Annotated in this window: 17 protein-coding genes; 8 read left to right on the top strand and 9 right to left on the bottom strand. The window is 45.4% G+C overall.

Annotated elements, in window-relative coordinates:
* Positions 1-167: 167 nt before the first annotated feature.
* The 3 genes from BACCOP_RS07895 to BACCOP_RS07885 all read left to right on the top strand — a co-directional run bounded on the left by BACCOP_RS07895 (position 168) and on the right by BACCOP_RS07885 (position 5019).
* Positions 168-1775: a glycoside hydrolase family 28 protein gene (locus tag BACCOP_RS07895; RefSeq protein WP_007568022.1), complete on the top strand. Its 1608-nt coding sequence runs from the start codon at positions 168-170 to the stop codon at positions 1773-1775.
* 196 nt (positions 1776-1971) lie between these two features.
* The gene (locus BACCOP_RS07890) at positions 1972-3198 is read left to right on the top strand and encodes a DUF4861 domain-containing protein (protein ID WP_007568018.1); all 1227 of its coding nucleotides are present in this window, start codon (positions 1972-1974) and stop codon (positions 3196-3198) included.
* A gap of 153 nt (positions 3199-3351) precedes the next feature.
* Complete coding sequence (locus tag BACCOP_RS07885) at positions 3352-5019, top strand: glycoside hydrolase family 43 protein (protein WP_007568015.1); 1668 nt, start codon at positions 3352-3354, stop codon at positions 5017-5019.
* 140 nt (positions 5020-5159) lie between these two features.
* Here BACCOP_RS07885 and BACCOP_RS07880 read toward each other — a convergent pair whose 3' ends face one another.
* Positions 5160-6134, bottom strand: a complete 975-nt coding sequence (locus tag BACCOP_RS07880) for an ROK family protein (RefSeq protein ID WP_007568014.1) — start codon at positions 6132-6134, stop codon at positions 5160-5162.
* Between the two features lie 155 nt (positions 6135-6289).
* On the opposite strand from BACCOP_RS07880, the gene BACCOP_RS07875 reads away from it, so the two are divergent.
* From BACCOP_RS07875 to BACCOP_RS07855, 5 genes are read left to right on the top strand one after another with little or no spacing between them, the layout of a single operon-like run.
* Complete coding sequence (locus BACCOP_RS07875) at positions 6290-7009, top strand: ABC transporter ATP-binding protein (RefSeq protein WP_007568013.1); 720 nt, start codon at positions 6290-6292, stop codon at positions 7007-7009.
* An 18-nt stretch (positions 7010-7027) separates the two neighbouring features.
* Entirely contained in the window at positions 7028-8278 is a 1251-nt protein-coding gene (locus tag BACCOP_RS07870; protein ID WP_007568012.1) for an ABC transporter permease, read from the top strand.
* Between the two features lies 1 nt (position 8279).
* Entirely contained in the window at positions 8280-9524 is a 1245-nt protein-coding gene (locus BACCOP_RS07865; RefSeq protein ID WP_007568011.1) for an ABC transporter permease, read from the top strand.
* 50 nt (positions 9525-9574) lie between these two features.
* The gene (locus BACCOP_RS07860; protein ID WP_007568009.1) at positions 9575-10672 is read left to right on the top strand and encodes an efflux RND transporter periplasmic adaptor subunit; all 1098 of its coding nucleotides are present in this window, start codon (positions 9575-9577) and stop codon (positions 10670-10672) included.
* Positions 10673-10685: 13 nt separating this feature from the next.
* The gene (locus BACCOP_RS07855) at positions 10686-12005 is read left to right on the top strand and encodes a TolC family protein (protein ID WP_007568007.1); all 1320 of its coding nucleotides are present in this window, start codon (positions 10686-10688) and stop codon (positions 12003-12005) included.
* A 111-nt stretch (positions 12006-12116) separates the two neighbouring features.
* On the opposite strand, the gene BACCOP_RS07850 is transcribed toward BACCOP_RS07855, so the two are convergent.
* The 8 genes from BACCOP_RS07850 to BACCOP_RS07815 all read right to left on the bottom strand — a co-directional run bounded on the left by BACCOP_RS07850 (position 12117) and on the right by BACCOP_RS07815 (position 22920).
* Positions 12117-12767 (bottom strand): hypothetical protein, encoded by a 651-nt coding sequence (locus tag BACCOP_RS07850; protein WP_007568006.1) that lies wholly within the window; start codon positions 12765-12767, stop codon positions 12117-12119.
* Between the two features lie 120 nt (positions 12768-12887).
* The gene (locus BACCOP_RS07845; RefSeq protein ID WP_022125662.1) at positions 12888-13652 is read right to left on the bottom strand and encodes a glycerophosphodiester phosphodiesterase; all 765 of its coding nucleotides are present in this window, start codon (positions 13650-13652) and stop codon (positions 12888-12890) included.
* Between the two features lie 30 nt (positions 13653-13682).
* Positions 13683-16883 carry a TonB-dependent receptor gene (locus BACCOP_RS07840; protein ID WP_007568004.1) on the bottom strand — a complete coding sequence of 1067 codons (3201 nt, stop codon included), beginning with the start codon at positions 16881-16883 and terminating at the stop codon, positions 13683-13685.
* A 264-nt stretch (positions 16884-17147) separates the two neighbouring features.
* Positions 17148-17813, bottom strand: coding sequence for a hypothetical protein (locus tag BACCOP_RS07835; protein ID WP_040311928.1), 666 nt, complete (start codon positions 17811-17813; stop codon positions 17148-17150).
* Between the two features lie 134 nt (positions 17814-17947).
* On the bottom strand, positions 17948-18718 hold the full coding sequence (locus tag BACCOP_RS07830) for a hypothetical protein (RefSeq protein WP_007568001.1): 771 nt from the start codon (positions 18716-18718) through the stop codon (positions 17948-17950).
* Between the two features lie 409 nt (positions 18719-19127).
* Positions 19128-20411, bottom strand: coding sequence for a DUF4302 domain-containing protein (locus BACCOP_RS19250; protein ID WP_007567997.1), 1284 nt, complete (start codon positions 20409-20411; stop codon positions 19128-19130).
* A 16-nt stretch (positions 20412-20427) separates the two neighbouring features.
* A complete protein-coding gene (locus BACCOP_RS07820; protein WP_040311938.1) occupies positions 20428-21309 on the bottom strand; it encodes a zinc-binding metallopeptidase in 882 nt (293 codons plus the stop codon).
* Positions 21310-21333: 24 nt separating this feature from the next.
* Positions 21334-22920 (bottom strand): RagB/SusD family nutrient uptake outer membrane protein, encoded by a 1587-nt coding sequence (locus BACCOP_RS07815; RefSeq protein ID WP_007567994.1) that lies wholly within the window; start codon positions 22918-22920, stop codon positions 21334-21336.
* Between the last annotated feature and the right edge of the window lie 16 nt (positions 22921-22936).

Below are 22936 nucleotides of genomic sequence, written 5' to 3'. Positions count from 1 at the left end.
GTTAAGGTTAGAAATTAGGTTAAAAAAAGGTCTTTATTATCCTGCCTGTCAACCTTCTGTGAGAGAACGTTGCCGGGCGCTAAGGATAATAAGCACATTCAAGAAAACCTCACCTTTATTTAATATAGAGTAAAAGAACAACAAGATAAACATAAATATTAGCGTTCATGATTACATTTAGCAACTTAAGACAATGGGCTTTATCAGTATGTATCGCAGCTTTTGCACTGGGCTACACAAACAGTGTAACGGCAAAAAATGCAACAGAAGCCGATAACATCTACAGTGAACTGCCATTTCAGATGAATAAGGTTCAGCTACCGGTATTTCCCGATTATTCGCGTTCTATTACTGAATTCGGTGCTGTAGCCGACGGTATTACGCTCAATACAGAAGCTTTCGACAAAGCTATCAAGGCCGTAGCCGAAAAGGGTGGCGGTAAGGTTATCGTACCTGCGGGACTGTGGCTTACCGGTCCTATCGTACTGCAAAGCAACATCAATTTATATCTGGAAGAAAACGCACTGGTTCTGTTTACAGCCGACCACACTCAGTATCCTATCGTCAAAACTTCATTCGAAGGACTGGAAACACGCCGCTGCCAGTCACCGATATCAGCTCTCAACGCTGAAAACCTTGCCATCACCGGAAAAGGTGTGATGGACGGAAACGGTGATACATGGCGTCCGGTAAAGAAAGGCAAAATGACTGCCAACCAATGGAAAAAGCTGGTGGATTCGGGTGGTGTACTCGATGAATCAGGACGTATCTGGTATCCGAGCGAAGGCTCTATCAAAGGAGCTATGGCATGCAAGAACTTCAATGTGCCCGAAGGAATCAATACCGATGAAGAATGGAACAGCATACGCGACTGGCTGCGTCCGGTTCTGCTGAGCTTTATCAAGTGTAAAAAGGTGTTGCTGGAAGGCGTAACCTTCAAGAACTCTCCAAGCTGGTGTCTGCATCCGCTTTCTTGCGAAGACATTACCATCAACAATATCAGCGTATCTAACCCCTGGTACTCACAGAATGGTGATGCACTCGACCTGGAGTCTTGCAACCGTGCACTGATTCAGAACAGCAGCTTCGATGCCGGCGACGATGGTATCTGTATCAAGTCGGGTAAGGACGAAGACGGACGCCGTCGTGGTGAACCTTGCCAGAATGTCATCATCCGCAACAACGTAGTTCTGCACGGACATGGAGGTTTCGTTGTAGGTAGCGAAATGTCAGGTGGTGTAAAGAACATCTACGTAGACAACTGTACATTCCTGGGAACTGATGTCGGCTTGCGTTTCAAGAGTACCCGCGGACGTGGTGGTGTAGTAGAAAACATCCATATCAACAACATCAACATGATCAACATCCCGAACGAAGGATTGATTTTCGACTTGTTCTATGGCGGAAAGGCTCCGGGTGAAGGCGACGGTTACAACAACCCGACAGAACAAAAGATTCCTGCCGTAACAGAAGAAACTCCTGCTTTCCGCGACATTTTCATCAAGAACGTTACCGCAAAGAACGTAGGACGTGCTATCTTGTTCAACGGTTTGCCGGAAATGCCTATCAAAAATATCCACATCGAAAACGTAACCATGTCGGATGCTAAAGACGGCGTAATACTGAACCGTGCAGATGGAGCTACACTGAAAAACGTGAAAGTCATTACTACTAAAGGTGGAAACAACCTGAAAATGCAGAATGTAACAAACGTTACTGTAGGCGACAAACAATATAAAAAGGTAGGAAACCAGGCAGAATCGTATAAATTCTAACCCGAATCCTTCCGTTATCAGAAATAAGAACGACGAAGGGTCTGTAAACATCCGGTTCAAGTCACGCAAGCTCGGTTCTCATGTTTACAGATCCTTTCTTCCTTTTCGGAACTTCCGACTATAAAATCATATACTACTCCGACAAGTTCTTTGATATCCGGAACTTATCGGATACCGATAAAATGCTGAATATATTATGAAAACATTCTCTGCAATCTGTCTGGCACTGCTGGCAGGAGAACTGAGTGCATCGGCACAAGGTCAGGAAAAGAAAATAGAAGTCATCGTTGAAAATCCGTGGAACGCTGAAAAGGTGGACGAGCCTGTCGTTATTGATCTCAGTTCCCTTGGAGCAGGATTTACTGTCAAGTCGGCTACTGTTTTCGACGGGACAAACGAAATTCCCTCACAGCTCGACGATATGAACGGTGACACCCGTGCCGACGAACTGGCTTTTGTCATCAACCTGCCGGCTTCGGGTAAGAAGACACTCAACGTCACACTATCCAGTCTTAAAAGCGACAAAACATATCCGGCACGTGTGTATGCCGAAATGTTGTTCCGTACTTCCAAGAAAAACAAATATGCCAAAGGATATGCCATCTATGCCGACGGTGCTTCGGACACTTACAACGTACAGCATCACCACGGAGCGGCTTTCGAAAGTGAGCTGGTAGCATACCGCATTTATTTCAATGAGAAACAGACTACCGACCTGTACGGAAAATTCCACAAAGGTCTGGAGCTGGAAGAAAGTCAGTTCTACCCTACCGGCGAACAGTTGAAGCGCGGCTTCGGCGATGATGTCATCAAGGTAAACAGCAGCTGCGGAGCCGGAACACTGAGAGGATGGGACGGTACACAGTCTACACTTATCAAACCGGTTGCCGTACGCGGACAGCGTATCCTAGCTTCAGGACCGGTACGTACCATTGTCGATGCAGAGGTAAAGGGCTGGCAGTATCAGAACAAGGAACTGAACATGATAAACCGCTATACACTGTATGCCGGACACCGCGATGCACAGGTAGATGTGCTGTTCGATGCTCCGCTGGATAAGGAAGTATTCTGTACCGGTGTACAGAACATTACAGGACACGCCGACATGTTTTCCGACCATAACGGGCTGGTTGCAAGCTGGGGTACAGACTGGCCGGTAAACGATACAGTGAAATATAAAAAAGAAACCGTAGGACTGGCTACTTATATTCCCAAGAAGTATGTGGTAAAAGAAACATCCGACAAGGAAAACTTCCTTTATACCATCAGCGCTCCCGGAAAAAGTTCGTTCCGCTACTATACATCATTCACCTCGTGCAAGGAAACCTTCGGTTATCCCGACAAGGAAAAATGGTTTGCCTACGTACAGGAATGGAAAAAGGCGTTGGAACAGCCGGTCAAAATTACAGTCGTCAAGAAATAGTCACAACATAAACACCACATCGGAACACAGAAGTTAAAAAAGACAAAGCGAATGGATGTTTCAGGCACTCCGGACGTATTTTATAAAAGTCAGACGATGTGAATAACACACAAATGCGAACAAAATAATTTATTAACTAAATAACCATAATCCATGAAATCAATCGTATTCTCAATCTTACTGGGAAGCTGCCTCGTACCCTCGGTACAGGCACAAAACTATGTATCGAAGGTATGGGTTGCCGACCAGGGTGACGGAACATACAAGAATCCGGTACTATATGCCGATTACTCCGATCCCGATGTTTGCCGTGTAGGCGATGACTTCTACATGACCTCATCCAGCTTCGGATGTCTGCCGGCTTTGCAGATTCTCCACTCCAAAGATCTGGTAAACTGGAGTATCGTGAGCGCAGCCGTTCCGGCTTCACTTCCACCTCATACAGATGTGACGCCTCAGCATGGCAACCGTGTATGGGCTCCGTGTATCCGTCATCACAACGGTGAATTCTATATATTCTGGGGAGATCCTGATCAGGGTATCTTCATGACAAAGGCTAAAGATGTAAAAGGTCCGTGGTGCGAACCGGTACTGGTAAAGGCTGCCAAAGGTATCATTGATACTACTCCGCTATGGGACGAAGACGGACGGGTATATCTGGCACACGCATATGCCGGAAGCCGTGCCGGACTGAAGAGTGTGATCGCCGTATGCGAACTGAGTGCTGATGCTACCCGTACCATCAGTCCGTCACGTATCGTTTTCGACGGTCATGAGGCACATGAAACTTGCGAAGGACCGAAGTTCTACAAGCGCAACGGATATTATTATATCTTCCATCCGGCTGGTGGTGTTCCTACAGGCTGGCAGGTCGTACTGCGTTCGAAAAACGTATACGGACCGTATGAATGGAAAACCGTGCTGGCACAAGGCAACAGCCCTGTCAACGGACCTCATCAGGGAGGCTGGGTAGATACCCCAAGCGGAGAAGACTGGTTCCTGCACTTCCAGGATGTGGGTGCAGCCGGACGTCTGGTTCACCTGCAACCGGTAAAATGGGTAAACGACTGGCCTGTAATCGGTGAAGACAAGGATGGCGACGGTTGTGGCGAACCTGTACTGACTTACAAAAAACCGAACGTAGGAAAGACATATCCTATCTGTACCCCGCAGGAAAGCGATGAGTTCAATACAAACGAACTGGGCCTGCAATGGCAATGGAATGCCAATATCAACGACAAATGGTACTTTGCCGATCAGGAACATGGAGTATTGCGCCTCTATTCTTATCCGGTTCCCGAAAACTACAAGAGCCTGTGGGATGTGCCCAACATGCTGCTGCAAAAATTCCCTGCTCCAAGCTTCAGCGCTACCATGAAGATGAAGTTCTCTCCTATCGCCAAGTACAAAGGCGAACGTACAGGACTGGTAGTTATGGGTATGAGCTATGCAGGTATCGTGCTCGAAAATACCGAAAACGGACTGGTTCTCTCTCAGGTAGAATGCAAGAAAGCCGATCGTGGCGGTCAGGAAACCGTAAACGAAACCCTTCCGCTGAAAGGTAATGAAATTTACCTGCGTGCCGAAATCACTACTACGGGTGAAAAGATCGGCAAGAGCGAAGGCGGACACGACCTGGTGGTAAAATGTCAGTTGAGCTACAGCACCAACGGAAAGAAATTCCACAAGTTCGGAAAAGAATTCCAGGTGAAAGAAGGCAAATGGATAGGTGCCAAAGTAGGTACATTCTGCACACGTCCTGCCATCAAGACCAACGACGGCGGCTGGGTAGATGTTGACTGGTTCAGAATCGACAAGTAAAAACGTACAAAAAAATAAAAAACTTGCCCACGTTTATCACAAAACATGGGCAAGTTTTTTTATATATATCAGCATAAAAAAAGCCCGGAAATCTCACGACTTCCGGACCCCAAATATGCTAAAATACAAAATATTCTATCTTATGATTCTCTTACTTCCCATCCCAAAGCACTAGCTCCGAGTACGGCAGCATCAGCATCTTTCAACTGAGAAAGAAGCAATTTTGTTTTTCCTTTATAGATATTCAATACATTTTCTTCCAATGCTTTCTGGATAGGCTTCATGATATAGTCACCCGACTTAGCCAGACCACCGAAGAGAATGATTGCTTCAGGGCTAGAGAATGCAACGAAGTTAGCCAATGCAGTACCCAAAACTTTACCGGTAAATTCGAAAATTTCCAAAGCCAGCTTATCGCCTTTTACAGCTGCATCGTAAACATCTTTAGACTGGATTTCTTCTGACGGGATGTTTCTCAACAAGCTTGGTTCAGAACGTGCAACAAGGAATTCGCGAGCTGTACGTGCCACACCTGTAGCCGAGCAGTAAGTTTCCAGACATCCTTTACGTCCGCATCCGCACTGACGTCCTGCCGGATCAACAACAACATGACCAAGTTCACCAGCAAAACCATCATGACCGTAAACCAGCTGACCGTTGATAACGATACCGCTACCTACACCTGTACCCAATGTAATCATGATAAAATCTTTCAGACCGCGTGCTGCACCGTATGTCATTTCACCGATAGCCGCCGCATTTGCATCGTTTGTAAGCGCTGTAGGAACACCCAGACGTTCTTCGAACATAGCAGCCAAAGGAATAACTCCCTTCCATGGCAAGTTCGGAGCAAATTCGATTGTTCCACTATAATAGTTACCGTTAGGAGCACCTACTCCCACACCTTTAATCTTTTCTGCACCGCCAAACTGCTGGAGCAACGGAAGAAGCTTCTTGCATACAGCGTCCACATATTCGCTTACTTCAGCGTACTGCTGTGTTTTTACAGAATCGGAAGCCAATACATTACCACGAGAATCTACTACTCCGAAAACAGTATTAGTACCACCGATGTCCATTCCCACTACGTAGGGTTTTTCCATATTTATTGTCATGACATTAAATTGTTAAAGGTTAGTTATATGTGGCAAATGTACGCAATCGGAGAAAACCGAACAAATTTTTTTATAAGTTTATTCAACCCTTGTGTAACTTTTTATATCTTAGCCGCGTCTAACGACACGTAACCTGACACAAATCAATCTTAATCATGATACGCTTACAAGGCATCAACAAGACATATCACAACGGAGCACCGCTACACGTGCTGAAAGGCATAGATCTCCGCATCGAGAAAGGTGAATTCGTTTCTATTATGGGGGCCTCCGGATCGGGAAAGTCTACCTTACTAAATATATTAGGAATTCTCGACAACTACGATTCGGGCGAGTATTACCTGAACGATGTGTTAATAAAAAATCTGAACGAAACCCGTGCGGCGGAATACCGGAACCGCATGATCGGATTCATCTTTCAGTCGTTCAACCTGATTTCGTTTAAGAATGCCATGGAAAATGTGGCACTGCCGCTGTTTTATCAGGGAGTGGGCAGAAAGAAAAGAAACGAACTGGCTATGGAGTATCTCGACAAGCTGGGACTGAAGGAATGGGCACACCACCTGCCCAACGAGCTTTCGGGCGGACAGAAGCAGCGTGTGGCCATAGCCCGGGCACTGATATCGAAACCTCAGATTATCCTTGCCGACGAACCTACGGGTGCACTCGACAGCAAGACGTCGGTAGAGGTAATGAACATCCTGAAGGAGCTGCACGACAAAGAAGGACTGACCATCGTGGTTGTGACGCACGAAAGCGGAGTAGCCAACCAGACCAACAAAATCATCCACATCAAAGACGGAGTGATAGAACGGATAGAAGACAACATCGACCACAATGCATCTCCTTTCGGCAAGAACGGATTTATGAAATAAACGCACACAGAACCAGCCATGACCGACTTGATACAGGAAATATACGGAACCATCATGCGCAACAAGCTGCGCACCATACTGACGGGATTTTCCGTAGCATGGGGAATTTTCATGCTGATTGTATTGCTGGGGGCAGGAAACGGACTTATCCATGCTTTCGAGGGACAATCGCAGAACATGAAAATGAACTCTATCAAAATTTATCCGGGATATACATCGAAACCGTTCAACGGACTGAAAGAAGGCCGAAGACTCTCGCTGAATGAAAGCGATCTTCAGCTTACCGCAGAGGCTTTTCCCGATAAAGTCATCACCACCGGAGCCAGCATCAGCAAGAGCGACGCCATCCTCACCTTCGGCAAGGAACACGTTTCCATTTCGCTGGAGGGCGTCTTTCCCAACTATACGGAACTGGAAGCTGTAAAACTGAAACAGGGACGTTTCATCAACGACCGCGACATGAAGGAACGCCGGAAGATGATCGTACTGCACGAAAAGACTGTCAAGATGCTGTTTCCACGTACCCAGGCGATAGGAAAGTATATCGATGTACAAGGAGTGGCCTATCAGGTAATAGGCATCTACACCGACCAGAACAGTTTCTCGCCCTCGGCACTTGTTCCCTTCACGACACTTCAGCTTGTATACGGCAAGGGCGACAGTATAGACAACCTGACATTCACTACGCAAGGGCTGACAGACGAAGTCACCAATGAGAAATTCGAGCAGAGCTACCGCCGTGCCATGGGGCTCCACAAAAACTTCGATCCTACCGACCAGAGTGCCATCTGGATGTGGAACCGCTTCACTCAATATCTCCAGCAAGAATCGGCAGCCCGTATGCTGCACATAGCTATCTGGGTAATCGGTATATTCACCCTGCTGAGCGGCATCGTGGGGGTAAGCAATATCATGCTTATCACCGTACGCGAACGTACCCACGAGTTCGGCATCCGGAAAGCTCTGGGAGCCAAACCGATGTCTATCCTGTGGCTCATTATCTCGGAGAGTGTGGCCATCACTACTTTTTTCGGCTATATCGGCATGGTGGCAGGCATTGCCGTCACAGAATATATGAATCAGATAGCAGGCAGACAGACCGTCGATGCGGGTGTGTTCAGCGTAACGGTTTTCGAAAACCCGACAGTAGACCTCAGCATAGCTGTTCAGGCCACACTCACACTGATAATCGCCGGCACGCTTGCCGGACTCTTTCCGGCACGTAAGGCAGCCCGTATCCGTCCTATTGAAGCATTAAGAGCAGACTGACATGAGAAGAGTAGATTTTGACACCTGGGAGGAAATCCTCCTTACCATTACACGTAACAAGACACGAAGCGTGCTTACTGCCTTCGGTATCTTTTGGGGAATATTCATGCTGGTTGCCCTCATGGGCGGAGCTCAGGGTATGCAGGACATGCTTTCACGCCAGTTTCAGGGATTCGCCACCAATTCCGGCTTTATGGCGACAAACAAGACCTCGAAAGCCTACAAGGGTTTTCAGCAGGGAAGGGGGTGGAACATGGAAAATCAGGATGTGGAACGCATACGCAACTCTGTGCCAGGCATCGATGTGGTGACTGCCACCATCGCACAATGGGGAGTAAATATCGTACGCGAGGAATACACGCTGTCGGGAACCCTGAAAGGACTTTATCCGGAATACGACAAGATAGAAGAACCGATTATCCGTATGGGACGTTCGCTGAACGAAACCGACATACGCGACCGCCGGAAGGTGTGCGTCATCGGGAAGCGTATCTACGAAACGCTCTTTCCCAAGAAAGACAATCCGTGCGGACAATTCATCGAGATAAATGGCATCTATTACCGTGTAGTAGGTGTAAACGAGGCTACAGGCAACATGTCGGTCAACGGACAGTCGGAAACCTCGGTGGTTATCCCGTTCACCACCATGCAGCAGAACTATAACCGTGGGAAGCAAATCGACATGCTGGGATATACAGCCAAGAAAGGATATTCCATCAGTCAGGTGGAAAAGGATGTGGAACGTACCATCAAGCTGGCACACGCCATTCATCCCGACGACGAACAGGCAGTCATCCGTGTAAATGCGGAAGCAATGTTCAGCATGATGGACAACCTGTTTACGGGCATCCGGATGCTGGGATGGCTCGTAGGACTGGGTACACTGCTCGCCGGAGCCATCGGAGTCAGCAATATCATGATGATAACCGTCAAGGAACGAACAACTGAAATCGGTATCCGCCGCGCCATCGGTGCACGTCCCGACGACATTCTGCAACAGATTCTGCTGGAAAGTATGGTACTTACTACGCTGGCCGGTATGGCGGGCATATCGTTTGCCGTCTTCCTGCTCAACATCGTAGAAACGGCCACTTCAGAACCAGGACTTCCGGCACATTTCCTTATCAGTTTCTGGCAGGCTGTCGGAGCTTGCATCCTGCTCGTTGTTCTGGGACTGCTTGCAGGACTGATACCTGCTTACCGTGCCATGGCTATCAAACCGATAGAGGCGATACGCGACGAATAAACGCTTACCTGCTGTTAGTAATGAAGAAATAAAAACATAAACCAATTTATATGAAGAAGTATATCAAAATAGGCATATTGGTGCTCATCGCACTGATATTTATAGGAACATTCGTTTTCCTGTATCAGAAGTCACAGCCTAAAGACACGAAGTACGACATTCAGAAAGTAGAAACCACCAATCTGGTACAGACTACCGTAGCAACGGGAAAGATTGAACCGCGCGACGAGGTACAGATCAAGCCGCAGATTTCGGGTATCATTGCCGAAGTATACAAAGAAGCGGGCGAGAAAGTAAAGAAAGGTGAAATCATAGCCAAAGTAAAGGTTATCCCCGAACTGGGACAACTGAACTCTGCCGAAAGCCGTGTCCGCCTGGCAGAAATGAACGGACGTCAGGCAGAAACCGACCTGACACGTATGGAAAAGCTTTACAACGATAAGCTGGTAAGCAACGAGGAATACGAAAAGACACTGCTGGCTGCCCGTCAGGCACGTGAAGAGATTCAGGCAGCCAAAGATAATCTGGAGATTGTAAAAGAAGGTATCACCAAAAACAGTGCTTCGTTCAGCAGCACTCTTATCCGTTCTACCATCGACGGTCTGATACTGGACGTACCTGTCAAGGTGGGAAACTCGGTTATCATGAGTAACACATTCAACGACGGTACGACCATCGCTACCGTAGCCGATATGAGCGACCTGATTTTCCGCGGCAACGTAGACGAAACGGAAGTAGGACATATCCGTGAGGGAATCCCCGTAAAGATCACTCTGGGAGCCTTGCAGAACATGAAATTCGATGCCATACTGGAATATATCTCGCCCAAGAGCGTAGAAAACAACGGAGCCAACCAGTTTGAAATCAAGGCAGCCATTACCGTTCCCGACAGTGTCACCATCCGTTCGGGCTACAGTGCCAATGCCGAAATGGAGCTTCAGCGTGCAGATAATGTGCTGGCTGTACCGGAAAGCACACTGGAATTTTCGGGAGATTCTGCCTTTGTCTACGTACTGACCGACAGTGTTCCGCTACAGAAGTTCGTACGCCGTGCTGTCAAAACCGGTATCAGCGACGGAATCAAAATGGAAATCAAACAAGGTGTCAGCGCCGGCGAACTTGTCCGCGGACTGAAACACGAAGACTAATCTTTATGCAATCATGAAACTGAAACAATTATTTATCATAGCTTCCGTTGTCACAATGCCGGCTTATGCCCAGCAGAAATGGGACTTGAAGCAATGTATCGACCATGCCATTGCAAACAATCTGACCATCAAGCTACAGGAAGCCCAGCGCGAGCAGAGTAAAGTAGAGTTGAGCACAGCCAAAAACAGCTTCCTGCCCGACTTGAACGGAAGCGCATCGCACTCATTCAATTTCGGCCGGAGTCTTCAGGCAGACAATACCTATCAGAGCCTCAACACCCAAAATACGGGACTGAACCTGAGCACCAGCATTCCACTGTTCAGCGGACTTCAGAAAATAAACAACGTAGCACTCTCGAAACTGAATCTGCAAGCGGCTATGGAAGACCTGAACAAAGCCAAAGAAGATATCAGCATACAGGTAGCTTCGGCCTACCTGCAAGTGCTTTTCAATGAAGAACTGGTGAAAGTAGCCAACGAACAGCTTGCGCTGAGCAAGGAAATGCTGGAGCAGAAAACAGCTTTCTACAAAAACGGAAAGGCTTCGCAAGCCGAGTGGTATGAAGCCAAGGCTCGTGTGGCACAAGACGAACTATCAGCCGTACAGGCGGAAAACAACCGGCGTCTTTCGCTGCTCGACCTGAGCCAGCTGCTGGAGCTTCCCTCTCCCGATGATTTCGCTATCGTATCACCGGCTACCGACTCCATTGCCGGCCTCAAGATACAGACATCACCGGCCGAGGTATATGCCGAAGCGGTTCTGACCAAACCTTCCGTCAAGGCAGCACAGTACCGGCTGGAGGGAGCAGAAAAGAGCATCCGCATGGCTAAGGGAGCCTATTATCCGCAACTCAGCTTCGGAGCAGGTATCAGTACCAATTTCTATAATGTCTCGGACATGGAGAACGGTAATTTCGGTTCACAGTTGCGCGACAACTTCAGCCAGTATATCGGTTTCTCGCTCAGCGTTCCAATCTTCAACCGTTTTGAAACCCGTAACCGCGTACGCAGCGCCCGTATCCAGCAACATACATACTACTGGCAACTGGAGGAAAGTAAAAAGAACCTCTACAAAGAAATACAGCAGGCGTACTACAATGCCGTCAATGCCGAAACCCAGTATCAGAGCAGCCTTACTGCCGACGAAGCGGCACAGGCTTCCTTCCTGCTGATGAAAGAGAAGTACACCAACGGCAAGGCAAACGCTACGGAGTACAACGAATCGCGTACGGCCTGGATGAAAGCCGTATCCGACCGTCTTCAGGCCAAATACGACTACCTGTTCCGCACCAAGATACTCGATTTCTACCGGGGTATTCCACTTACGCTGTAATACAACCCGAAACGATATACGTCTATATAAAAAGAGAGCCGCAGGCGATACTCCACGTACGACCTGCGGCATTTTTGTTGTGTATATTTCGGAAACTCGATATCGTGCCTACTATTTATCGATGCTTTTTATGATAGTTGATGCAATTTTCGATGAACTTTTGCGGCTAGCCTTGCTCAGTTTGTCAGCTTTTTCCAGATTCATGCAAGTAAAGTAATTGTTACCTTTCGTCACTTCTTTCTGGTTTTTGTCGTAAAGCGAGTAGCTCACAAAGTGGAACAATGTGCGCAAAGGTTTTTCCTGCCACTTCAAATAATGCTGGTTCAGGAACAATACATAATCGGCATGCGCTTCGTCCAGCAGCTGCTTGTAATTCTGGCTGTCTATCTGGCTCACATTAGCATAACTCTCTTCGTTTTCTCCACTCACCTGTATGTTACCCAACAACTTCTCTGCATCAGCAAATTTCTCTGAAGAGATAAATGCAAATTCCTTATTCTTGTTTGCATGGATGATATTGTCCGTAATAATCCGGTTGTAAGTATCGCCGATACTGTCTTCCGGAATACCCGTTTCTTCAGTAATCATGCTTTCAGGAAAGTAGTTCGAGCTGACATTGTCGAGTCCTACTACCAGCACCTTAACCGTAGCACTGCTTTCTTTACCGACAGCCTCTTTACCGGCCTCTTCAGCCTGTACGGTTGCAACGGAAGCCATAGCAAACAATCCTAAAATAATGCTTTTCACAAATGTTGTTTTCATTGTTTTTCTGCTTTTAGTTTGACGATACAAAAATAGGGATGTCATGTTACATCCCTATTTCCTGTGTGTGATAATATTATTTAGAATCGGTTACAATCGGAGCAATCCATGCTTCCGCCATTACTTTCCTGCCACCAGAGCAGCAGCTTCCAAAGGTTGGTCGGTCGTGATATAATCTACATTCAGGTCTATCATCTTTTTCATGTCTTTCTCATTGTTCACAGTCCAGACATTAACCTTCATGCCCAGTTCGTGAGCCTCTTTCACCCATTCCGGATGTTTTTCGAATGCTTTATAATGATAGTCTATGCCATTAGCACCCTTTGCCTTTACGTCCTTGGGAGCGATGTCACTCTTCAGGTAAGCGATTTCCGATTTGGGAGTAAGACGAGCAAGCTGCTCACAGATATTCATGCTGAATGAGATATATTCCACCTGCTTTTCCAATCCGTATTCCTTTACCATTTTTACAGTAGTTTCTGCAATCTGGTCTTCCTGTGCCTTTGTTTTATGAGGCTTGATTTCCAGAATCAGCTGTACATCCGGCAATTTCTTTCCGGCTTCCAGATAATCGGCAAGCGTAGGAAGTTTCTCACCGTTCTTCAGTTTCAGGTCCTTCAGCTTATCGTAAGCCGTTTCACCGATAACCAGTCCGTCTATCGCATCATCGTGGTTTACTACCACCACTCCGTCGGCTGTGAGCTGTACGTCAAATTCAGAACCATACACTTTAGCTTCGGCAGCTTTTTTCAATCCTGCAATAGAATTCTGTGCCGAACCTTCTGCTTTCCAGAATCCGCGGTGAGCGATCACCTGTGTCTGAGCCTGACCTGCCAGTGTAAAGAGTGCACAGGCACAAGCCATCAGTAAATTTCTTGTTTTCATAATCATCGTTATTTATTTTCAGTTTGTTTATCAGAACGCATATCTCAACCCGATCTGAACCTGATAAGGAGTACCGTTCAGACTAGACACACCGGTATTTGCATTGACATTGTATACATACTCTTTTTTCTCCTTATCGAAGCTCTTGATGGTATAAATCTTCTGAGCTCCCAAGTTATGTCCTGCACCCCAGTCCTTGTTCAGCATATTCAGTACGTTGAATATATCGACCGAGAGTTCCAGACTGTGTTTCTTGTAGAACTGGAATTTCTTAGCCAGACGCAAGTCGAGTGTACCGTAGAATCCGTTTACTCCACCGTTACGTTCGGCTACCTTTCCGAAACTCTTGCGAATATAATCTTTTGTACTTTCCTCTACATCCGGATTAGAAAGAATATTGTTAATACCGTCTTTCAGATACTGCGGAGTATTCGGATCGTTCGGATTGTAAATATAAGCCAAATCATTTGAATCTACAAAGTCACCGTTCACATTTCCACCTACGATGAGTGAATAGCGTGTACCGCCGATACCTGAGAAGCGTGCACCCACACTGATTCCCCAGAAAGTAGGAGCTGTACCATATACTACCACTTTATGACGGAACTGATTGCTTGAATAGCTCATCTGGCTCAAATCACGCGGATCGTCTACAACCATCTGAGAAAGTGTAGCCGAGTTTGCCACGTTACCGTTGTAAGAAGTATTGTCTTTTGTATCGTTCCATGTATAGCTGAATGAAAGTTCTCCATCCTTGAAATAACGCCATGTACCATCGATAACGAAAGCAAACTGATTAACCTTACCTTCACTTACCATTTCGAGCACACGTCCTACCTTGTCGCTCTTTCTGCTCTCTTTCCAGTCGGCTACCCCCTTATCGTCGATCGTATTTGCAGGGACATACACTCCACGGTTTCCTTCGGAAGCGATACGGAAGTACGGTTCATCCACCATGTTACGGTCTACATACATATAGTTGTTGCGTCCCAGTGTCATATATCCGGCTACACTCATTTTCAGGCGGTCGCTGAAGAAATGTGTATACGAGAGGTTAGCCTTATAGATAACCGGCACCTTACAGTCAGCACCATTCATGTTAATGGTAGAAAGTTTTTCCACATTCGGGTTATTGAAAAGTCCGGCTCCCGGTGCTGTAGACGGATCCTTGCGGTACGAAGGGAAATCCGGACGGATGAGGTTCAGCATTTCCTGATAGTTGGAAGCTGTTTTGTCAAGTGTAATATCCAGCGAAGCAGTACGTGTACCGTCGAACACCATGTTGTTGATCATGGCATAGTTGTTGATATCGGAAGCAAAGATACCAGCACCGGCACGGATGATATCTTTATGTTTGTCATTGATATCCCAGGTAAACTGCAAACGCGGCTGAACCTGGAAAGTAGACAAGCCATTGTCTGTTCTCAATCCCAATTCATCGTATACAGTCTGATTGAACGTACCCTTGTTGAAATAAGTAGCATTATCCAGACGCAAGCCGGCAATCAGTTCAAATCCCGGGAAAAGCTTAGTCTGCAACTGTGCATAAGCACCGGCATTCAGAATGTTTTGTTTCACACGGTCGTCGGGAGTAAGATACAGTTCACGAACATAACGGTACGGTTCCAGATTGTCGAAAGCGTCCAGTCCGTTGAAGTAGAAACGTCCGTTCGTTTCACTACCATAGCGTGAGTTCATGTGTGTATACATCATGTCTACTCCAAACGTATAATTGATTTTGTTTGTATTGTAGTAGAAATTATCGACAAGCTGAAGCACATGATTGTAGAAGTTTTCAGGGCAATAACGCTGTCCTCCCAACTGAATGCTGGTAGTAGCCGTCTTACCGTCAATCTGAGATTCTACATTGCTGACAACAGCTCGGGGAATATTGGAAGAAGGCAACTCATCGCCCGGCATAGATTCTTCCAGCGTATAAAGGTGCTGCAACTTCAGTTCATTGGTTCCTTTCGGACCTGCTACCGAACGCAAGGTAGCCATGGCACTGTTGTTCAGCGAATGTACATTACCATAAGTTTCGTACAGACAGATAGAGGTATTGTCCCCCAATCCCAGATTATTCATATCGTTTACAAAGTTATCTGTAAACGTCAAAAGATTGGTAGCATTGATCTGCCAGTCTAAACGGGCAAATACGGCATCAGTGCTTTGCTTCTTATCGAAAGCACCAAACTGAGGATTGGATGATACTCCATATTTATCGCGTGCAATTTGTAAGAAACGGTCGCGTACGTCTGTGGTCAGACTATAACGTTTTTCATCGGCAGCACTCTGGATATCGGCAATATACAGCGGACGAGAGTCTGCCTGATGATCCCATGCAATGAAGAAGTGAGCACGGTCTTTTACCAGCGCGCCTCCCAGTGAAGCACCAAACTGATAAGTAGAGAAGTCATTGTCGCGCTTGTTTCCGCGGATATCATACGGACTGGACAACCAGTTGGCACGGGCAAAAGTAAACGCGCTACCGGTCAGCGTATTGGTACCCGACTTGGTAACTGTACTCACCGTACCACCTCCGGCACGTCCGTTGGTCACATCGTACTGATTGGTTACCACCTTAAACTCACGGATAGCCTCCATAGAAATAGCATACGGCACACCGTTTCGGCTTGTCGTACTACCTCCCGAAGTCGGATTCTTTGCCGTCATACCGTCGATGGTATAGTTGGTAGACGATGCAAGCTGTCCTGACAGGCTGGAGCCGGTACTAAGTGGAGAAAGATCTACCAGCGAAGTAAAGTTACGTCCGTTTACAGGAAGCTTTGCCAGGTCGCGTTCCGTAACGGAAGTAGCAGCTCCGGTAGTGGCAATAGTATTCTTCAATGAATTTGCAACTACTTCTACCGCCTCCATCACTACACTCTCTTCTTTCAACTGAAAATCCAGTCGGAGCAAATCTCCCTGATTCAGTGTATATCCAGTTTTCTTCTGATCGCCATAGCCTACGTAAGTTACCGTTATACTGTATGGTCCACCCAGCGGTAACTGCTTGATGGTATATTCACCATTCTCATTTGTAATAGAACCGGTATTAAATCCGGTTGATTCATTCTTTACCTGAATAGCAGCTCCGATAACCCCCATTCCGGTTTCATCGGTTACAATACCCGAAATGACAGCCCGGTTGTCCTGAGCCATCACTTGTCCTGCCGAAAGCAGCAAGACCATAAAAAACAATAAGAACCGTTTAAATTTTGTTGTCATCATATTCTTTAGTTAAGTGTTTCTAAATTGACGCAACAAAAGTAAAAGCCGGGTATTACACCCACATAAACGCGATGTAAAGAAACCGTGTGATTCGTGTGAAGAAACTATTACAGGTCTTTTCTCACGACCTGTATACCTATGAGTACATAAAAAAGAACGTTCCGCCAAGCCTTATAAGCCTGACGGAACGTTTTCCTTATCTCCTCTTATGAACTTTGTCCAGAAACATTCCGGACAAAGCCATGCAAGTAATATCCCAAAAGATTATTTTTTCATTGATTTAATCATTGACTGAGACTCGATAGAAGTCTTAAATGTATACTTCTTATCCAAGTACTTCTTGACAGCAGCTGCGGCAGCTTTAACATCGAGGTTACCAGCTTTCTTAAACAGAACTTTCGAAGTATTCAAATCCAAATACTTGTCAATTTCTTCAACTGGTGAGTAAGTACTTTCATTTACTTCAAGATCAACTGATCCAACTTTAGAATTCTTTTGAGCCTCATCAATTGTCATACTAAGCACTACCCAACTACCTTCTGAAGCAAGCCACAATGACTGTCTATCTGGAGAGCTATAATCAGCAAAAGCATTCAAAATTACAGCATAGAGAGTTTCATCAGTAATTTCTTCACCCGGATTTTGTTCTTCAACTTGCTTTCTCAAATCGGCCAATTCTTCAACTGTTACCGGATAAGTAAGTGTATAAGTACCGTTAGTTTCGATGTTATTGAACAAAATCGGTCTGCCTTTCAAATCATCTAGACCCAAATGTGCAGCGAGTTCATCACCATCAAATGCCAATGCTGTCATGTCCAAAGTCAAGTTTTCAACCACCTGACCTTCTTCTGCTGTAAATCTAGTAACAACCAACTTAGTTGTTGCTGTATTGCCAGCGCGTCCGATAGCAGCACAAAACAAGGTATTCATGCTGACACATTGTATTTTCACCTTCCGGTCCATAAAAAAAGGCGGAATAATATCTCGCCCAAGATGAAAAAAAATTCCCCTCACCATCCGGTCGGCATGGTAAGGGGAATATCGAAAAACTCAGGAATTACAATTCAGTCGAGCACATGTTCGGGCATACTGTGTGTTTGGACTATAAAATAGCAGTCGACACCGGTTTCAGTATCCGTAGCGTGCATGACAATAGGCGACACTTCCCGAGTGACTGCCCCACCGTTCATATACTCTCTCCAGTCCCATCCCAGCAACGACTTTATTACAGCAAACATCTGCTGGTTTGTCAAAGATATATCGTACAGACGGATCTTTTTCCCGTCCGTACCCTTTGCAAACGTCAGTTCCAGAAAAGGAGTTTCACCGTCGACATAAAACTTATAGCTGCCACTATCACGCAGCTGCCAGTTTTCGTCGTACAAATAGAAATCTCTATCCTCATTATTTATCAGGAAAAGTTCATCACCCTGAGCGTAAGGTTCATGTACCGGATTGGCTACCAAAAGATTCAGATAAGCGTCTACTATCTTTATTTCCAGACTAACGGTTTCATGGGTAACATTATCTTTCACCGTAACCATTGTTTTCCCTTTTTGTCTGGGAGCTATACGCAGGCTGCCCATCCCGACCGGACTCGACAAATCGACTGTTACCTCCATAATTTCAGGATTCGCCACTTCCACGTCATAATCTCTGTTTCCCCCTCGTACCATGATACTCTTGGTCCCTATCAAAGGACATTCGTAATAATCTTTCTCGAACGAGAGATGGTAAACTTCAGTTGCCGGTTCGTCTGTGTCACTGCTGCACCCGTTTAAACCGAGCAGGCATAACAAGAAAATACATACACTCCATAAAAACGTTGTCTTCATATCCCAATAAATAAAATCAATATATAATAATTTGCCGTTTATTAATATAAGGTAAACTCATCACCAAATATACAATTATTATTATAAAATAATGAATGTCATGCACACTTAGTTGTGCATACGATATTTGTCTATTAAAAAGTTTGATCACCTTTAATTTACTAAATATCAACAATATGCACAACTTTTTAAACATAAATCTTTTATAATTTAATTCCGCCAATAGGTAATCTATAAGATTTTTACTTTCGCAGTCCCATTTTGAAACAGCTCAAAGTGCCTAGCGCAAAATGTATACAGCCACTTGCCTTCACACCCGTCCAGCAATAAAAAAGTGAGGGCTACCCCTATCACTAGGAATAGCCTTCCAATCATTCTTTAAGAGAGAAATTAATTGAGAAAATTATTATTATTCATGATAACCAAACGGAGTTTCCTGATTGGTTACAACGATTACATTCTTCGTATTGCCTACCTGAGTCAGTGTCATCTTAGTCGGATTAATTGGATCATCAGCAGTAACTGTAAATGTAACACCACCGTCCAGGTATGCAATCGGACGAACCACAGTATTAAATCCGGCATTCCACAAATCAAGTCCTGTCTGGTCACAGTTACCAGGCAAGTTCAGGTTAATCTGATTGTCAGACAAAACAGTCGTTTCCAAAAGCATTACTCCATAATAAGATCCATAAGCAATGTTTACAGCATTATCTCGATAGAAATAACTACCAAGAATCAAATAATCCAAAGAATTATTACCCGAAATATTGCTGCTCATCTTCTCCAATCCAGAAGTCACATAACTCTGTCCGTATGAACTCATACCGTCGTAAGTAACAAACCACGGACCACCGTTGGCAAATAACAATGCCGGAGGAGTAGTTTCACCGCTCAATACAGCTTTTCCATCTTCAGACTTCCAAGTACCAGAAGCACTATCGTAAACCAATTTCGATACTTCCATTCCACCCAGTGTAATCGGGCTGTAGAATTCCATACCTTCCTTGGTCTGAATGTATGAAAAGACCTCTGTCACATTCTCACCGTCAACTTCATGCGAGATAGCCAGTGTTCGATATGATTTTGTTACGTCATATTTCTCACCATCAGCAGCATAAGAGAAAAGTACATAATTTACTTTTTGCTCAGCTTCCTCGATATCAGTGAGATATGCTTCCCAAGTTTCATTTTCCGGCATCGGAGTCATGGTAATGGTATTACCAGTCTTTTTACCTTTCAATACAACCTGTTCCGGAGTGGCCGACTGGATAGTAAACTCATAGTCACCTTCCATACCAAGTCCTGTAGCACCTACACCCGAGGCCGGATCAGAGAAGAAGTGGAAAATTTCATTATAAGTATCTACAGTCAGTGTAGGACCAGCCTGTTCTTTCAAACGGTAAAGACTTGTCGACTTAGCACTGGGATCAGCGATATCAGCACTTACCGTTACTTCACCTTCTGCAGTAAACGACATCAACACGTTATATCCGCCAAAACTCTGCTGAGAAGAAGGATAATATTTCATCAACCATCCGTTCGGTGCCTCAACCAAAATTTTCCGGGCGTTTTCCATCGCTTCCTCCACACGGTTCGAAGCCGATTCACCGAACAAGTTTTCCGTTTCTGAAGTACAGCCCGCCAGCAAGAACGAACTGATCAGAGTAAAAATATATAATAACTTTTTCATACTCATTCCGTTTTTATCATTTTAATGTTGTCCAATCCATTTCCAGTATATGCGACTGGCGTTCCTGCACCTCTTCATGCAAAGCCTGAATATCAATTCCCCAAGAGTCACTCAGATATTCGGTAACCATATCCAGTTTTTCCTGAATCAATGCGCCACCTACTGTTCCGGCCTGGCTCATGATGTTCTGCCATTCAGCGTCCGATTTTACCACGTAGTTTGCAATGGTTTCTACAAAGTCTTCATCCGGTTTGCTGGAACCATAGGCGGTTACGAAACCGTCTTTACGTACATCAGCGTCCTCCAGATTCACCCAACCTTCACCCGAATACTTACCGGCAGTAATGTCATTAAAGTCTGTAGAGTAATTCTTGGTCTGATGCAGGATATGAGCAAACTCATGGTGCATGGTTTTGAAATACCATTCATTCAGTACCTCCATGTTCGGATTTTCGACATCCAGTCCGTTTACGTTGAACAACGTAATCTTCATACCGCCTTCCGCAGTACCCAATACAATGGAACCGCTGGCTGCGTTATATTCCGGTGAACCTACAAAGTGCATGATTTTCGGACAGTAAGTAGGAAGAAACTCCGGAGCAGCCAGTTTGGCATACACTTCCAGCCACAGGTATTTCACCATCTGCGCCAAAGCAATCGACTTGTTGTAATCGGCCGGTATCACGTTATAGTCCATATCCGATTCGATATCCTCAAAACGATACTTCAAGTCGATATTATATGGAGTTGTATAGTTCGTAAGAATCCATTTATCAAACTCATTGCGCTGAGGAGCCGTCGTATCAAAAATGCTATCAGGAGACAAATCGTCTTCGCTGCATGAGGTAGCAGTACACATGGCTACCAATATCAAAAATAAGTATTTTATCTTTTTCATAACAACTATCATTTTAAAGTTCATTTATCGAGGATTAGCCTCCAGACCAGCTTCTATAACATCTTGTGGCAACTGGAATGCGCGACGCGGATCATCTTTCGTCAATACGATCGGGTCCATACCATCACGGTTATGAGTAATTTCAATACCGTAGCGTTTTACATCCATCCAGCGTGAACCGTCGTGAATAGTTTCAATACGGCGCATCTGCAACACACAGTGGATCATATTTTCCTGTTTCTTGTTTACAAACGAGAAGCAAGGATTCAGGTGTTTCTTCACTGTACGTTTGGTTTCATCGGTTACAGGTATCGGTGTATATCCCACACTTTCATAGAAGTCTACAATTTTATCTTCTGTCAGTGTTTCCGGATATCCGTATCTTCCGTCACCCTTCGATGCATCCAGCCATTCGTTCATATATTCTACAGCAGTAGCATAGTCAGGCTGAGCCTTCAGAATATTAGCCTCGATGCAGCAAAGCAATGTTTCGTTGGTACTGAACGGAACGATTACAGCGTGACGCCAACCGATACCGTTTACCTTATCTGTATACTCAAAGTACATACGATACTTGAAGAAACACAACTTCTGTTCCATACCGTTCAGGCTGGCATAAAACAACGTATTGGGGTTCCATGGAGCATCTGCCCAGAGTGTTTCGTAAGTGGTTACGGTACGGTTCATGCCATAACGTTTTGCCATGTTGTAAGGACCATAAATATAAGGCCATGAACTGTAAATCGGAGTAATCAGCAAGTTAGCGTCTACCGAAGCAGAGATATACGCATCGCCTCTTTCATCTATATTAGTGATAGAACCCAGATCGGCCTGCAGCTGGCGCAGTGATCTTGCCGGATTTGTACCCAAAACAGCCTTACCATATTCCAGCACCTTTTCATAGTTCGACTTATCTTCTTTTACATAGAACAGGTAGAAACGTGCGGCAAAAGCATTGGCAGCCTTCTTGTTGAAATGATATTTAGGCACTGAATATAAATTGTCATTAATCAGCGGAAGTCCTTCCAGCAAATCAGCCTCAATATGCTGATAAGTTTCTTCCAGTGTACCTCTGGTATATTCAGGAGCTACTTCTGTTTCCGGTTTCGTAGCGTAAGGAATACCCAATTTTTCCGCAGCGGTAGCCGGATCGTAAGCTTCACAGAAGATATTAGCCAAGACAAAATGTGCATATGCACGGCACAACAGCGCTTCACCTTTCTGAGCGTTCAGCGAAGCCGGATTTCCCATCTGTTCGATAGCCTGCAGTGCATGGTTTGCCGAAGCAATCGCCATATAAAGTCCGTTCCACATTCCCTGCGGAGAGTCCTGACTCGTATCTGTCTTGATATCACTCCACAGATAGGCATCCTGTTCCTGCTGGAACTCAAAGCCATACATTTCACCGTTGTCAGCCGTATTGTCCGAAGCCTGCTCAAACATCATTATCGGATAATAGTTAGGATAAGCCGAAACCAGCAGACTGGTAACCTTCGACTCCGTATCAATTTCTGCACGATTATCTGGCACTGTATCCAGGAAATCGCTACACGAAGCGAAAGCCCACGCCATCAATAAAGCAGCACTGTATGTTTTTATATTTTTCATCATAATTTTCTCTTTTAAA

It is taken from the genome of Phocaeicola coprocola DSM 17136 (assembly GCF_000154845.1).
GTDB classification, from domain to species: Bacteria; Bacteroidota; Bacteroidia; order Bacteroidales; family Bacteroidaceae; genus Phocaeicola; species Phocaeicola coprocola.
The sequence above is the reverse complement of the archived record's forward strand: the minus strand, read 5'-3'. Positions and strand labels throughout refer to the sequence as shown.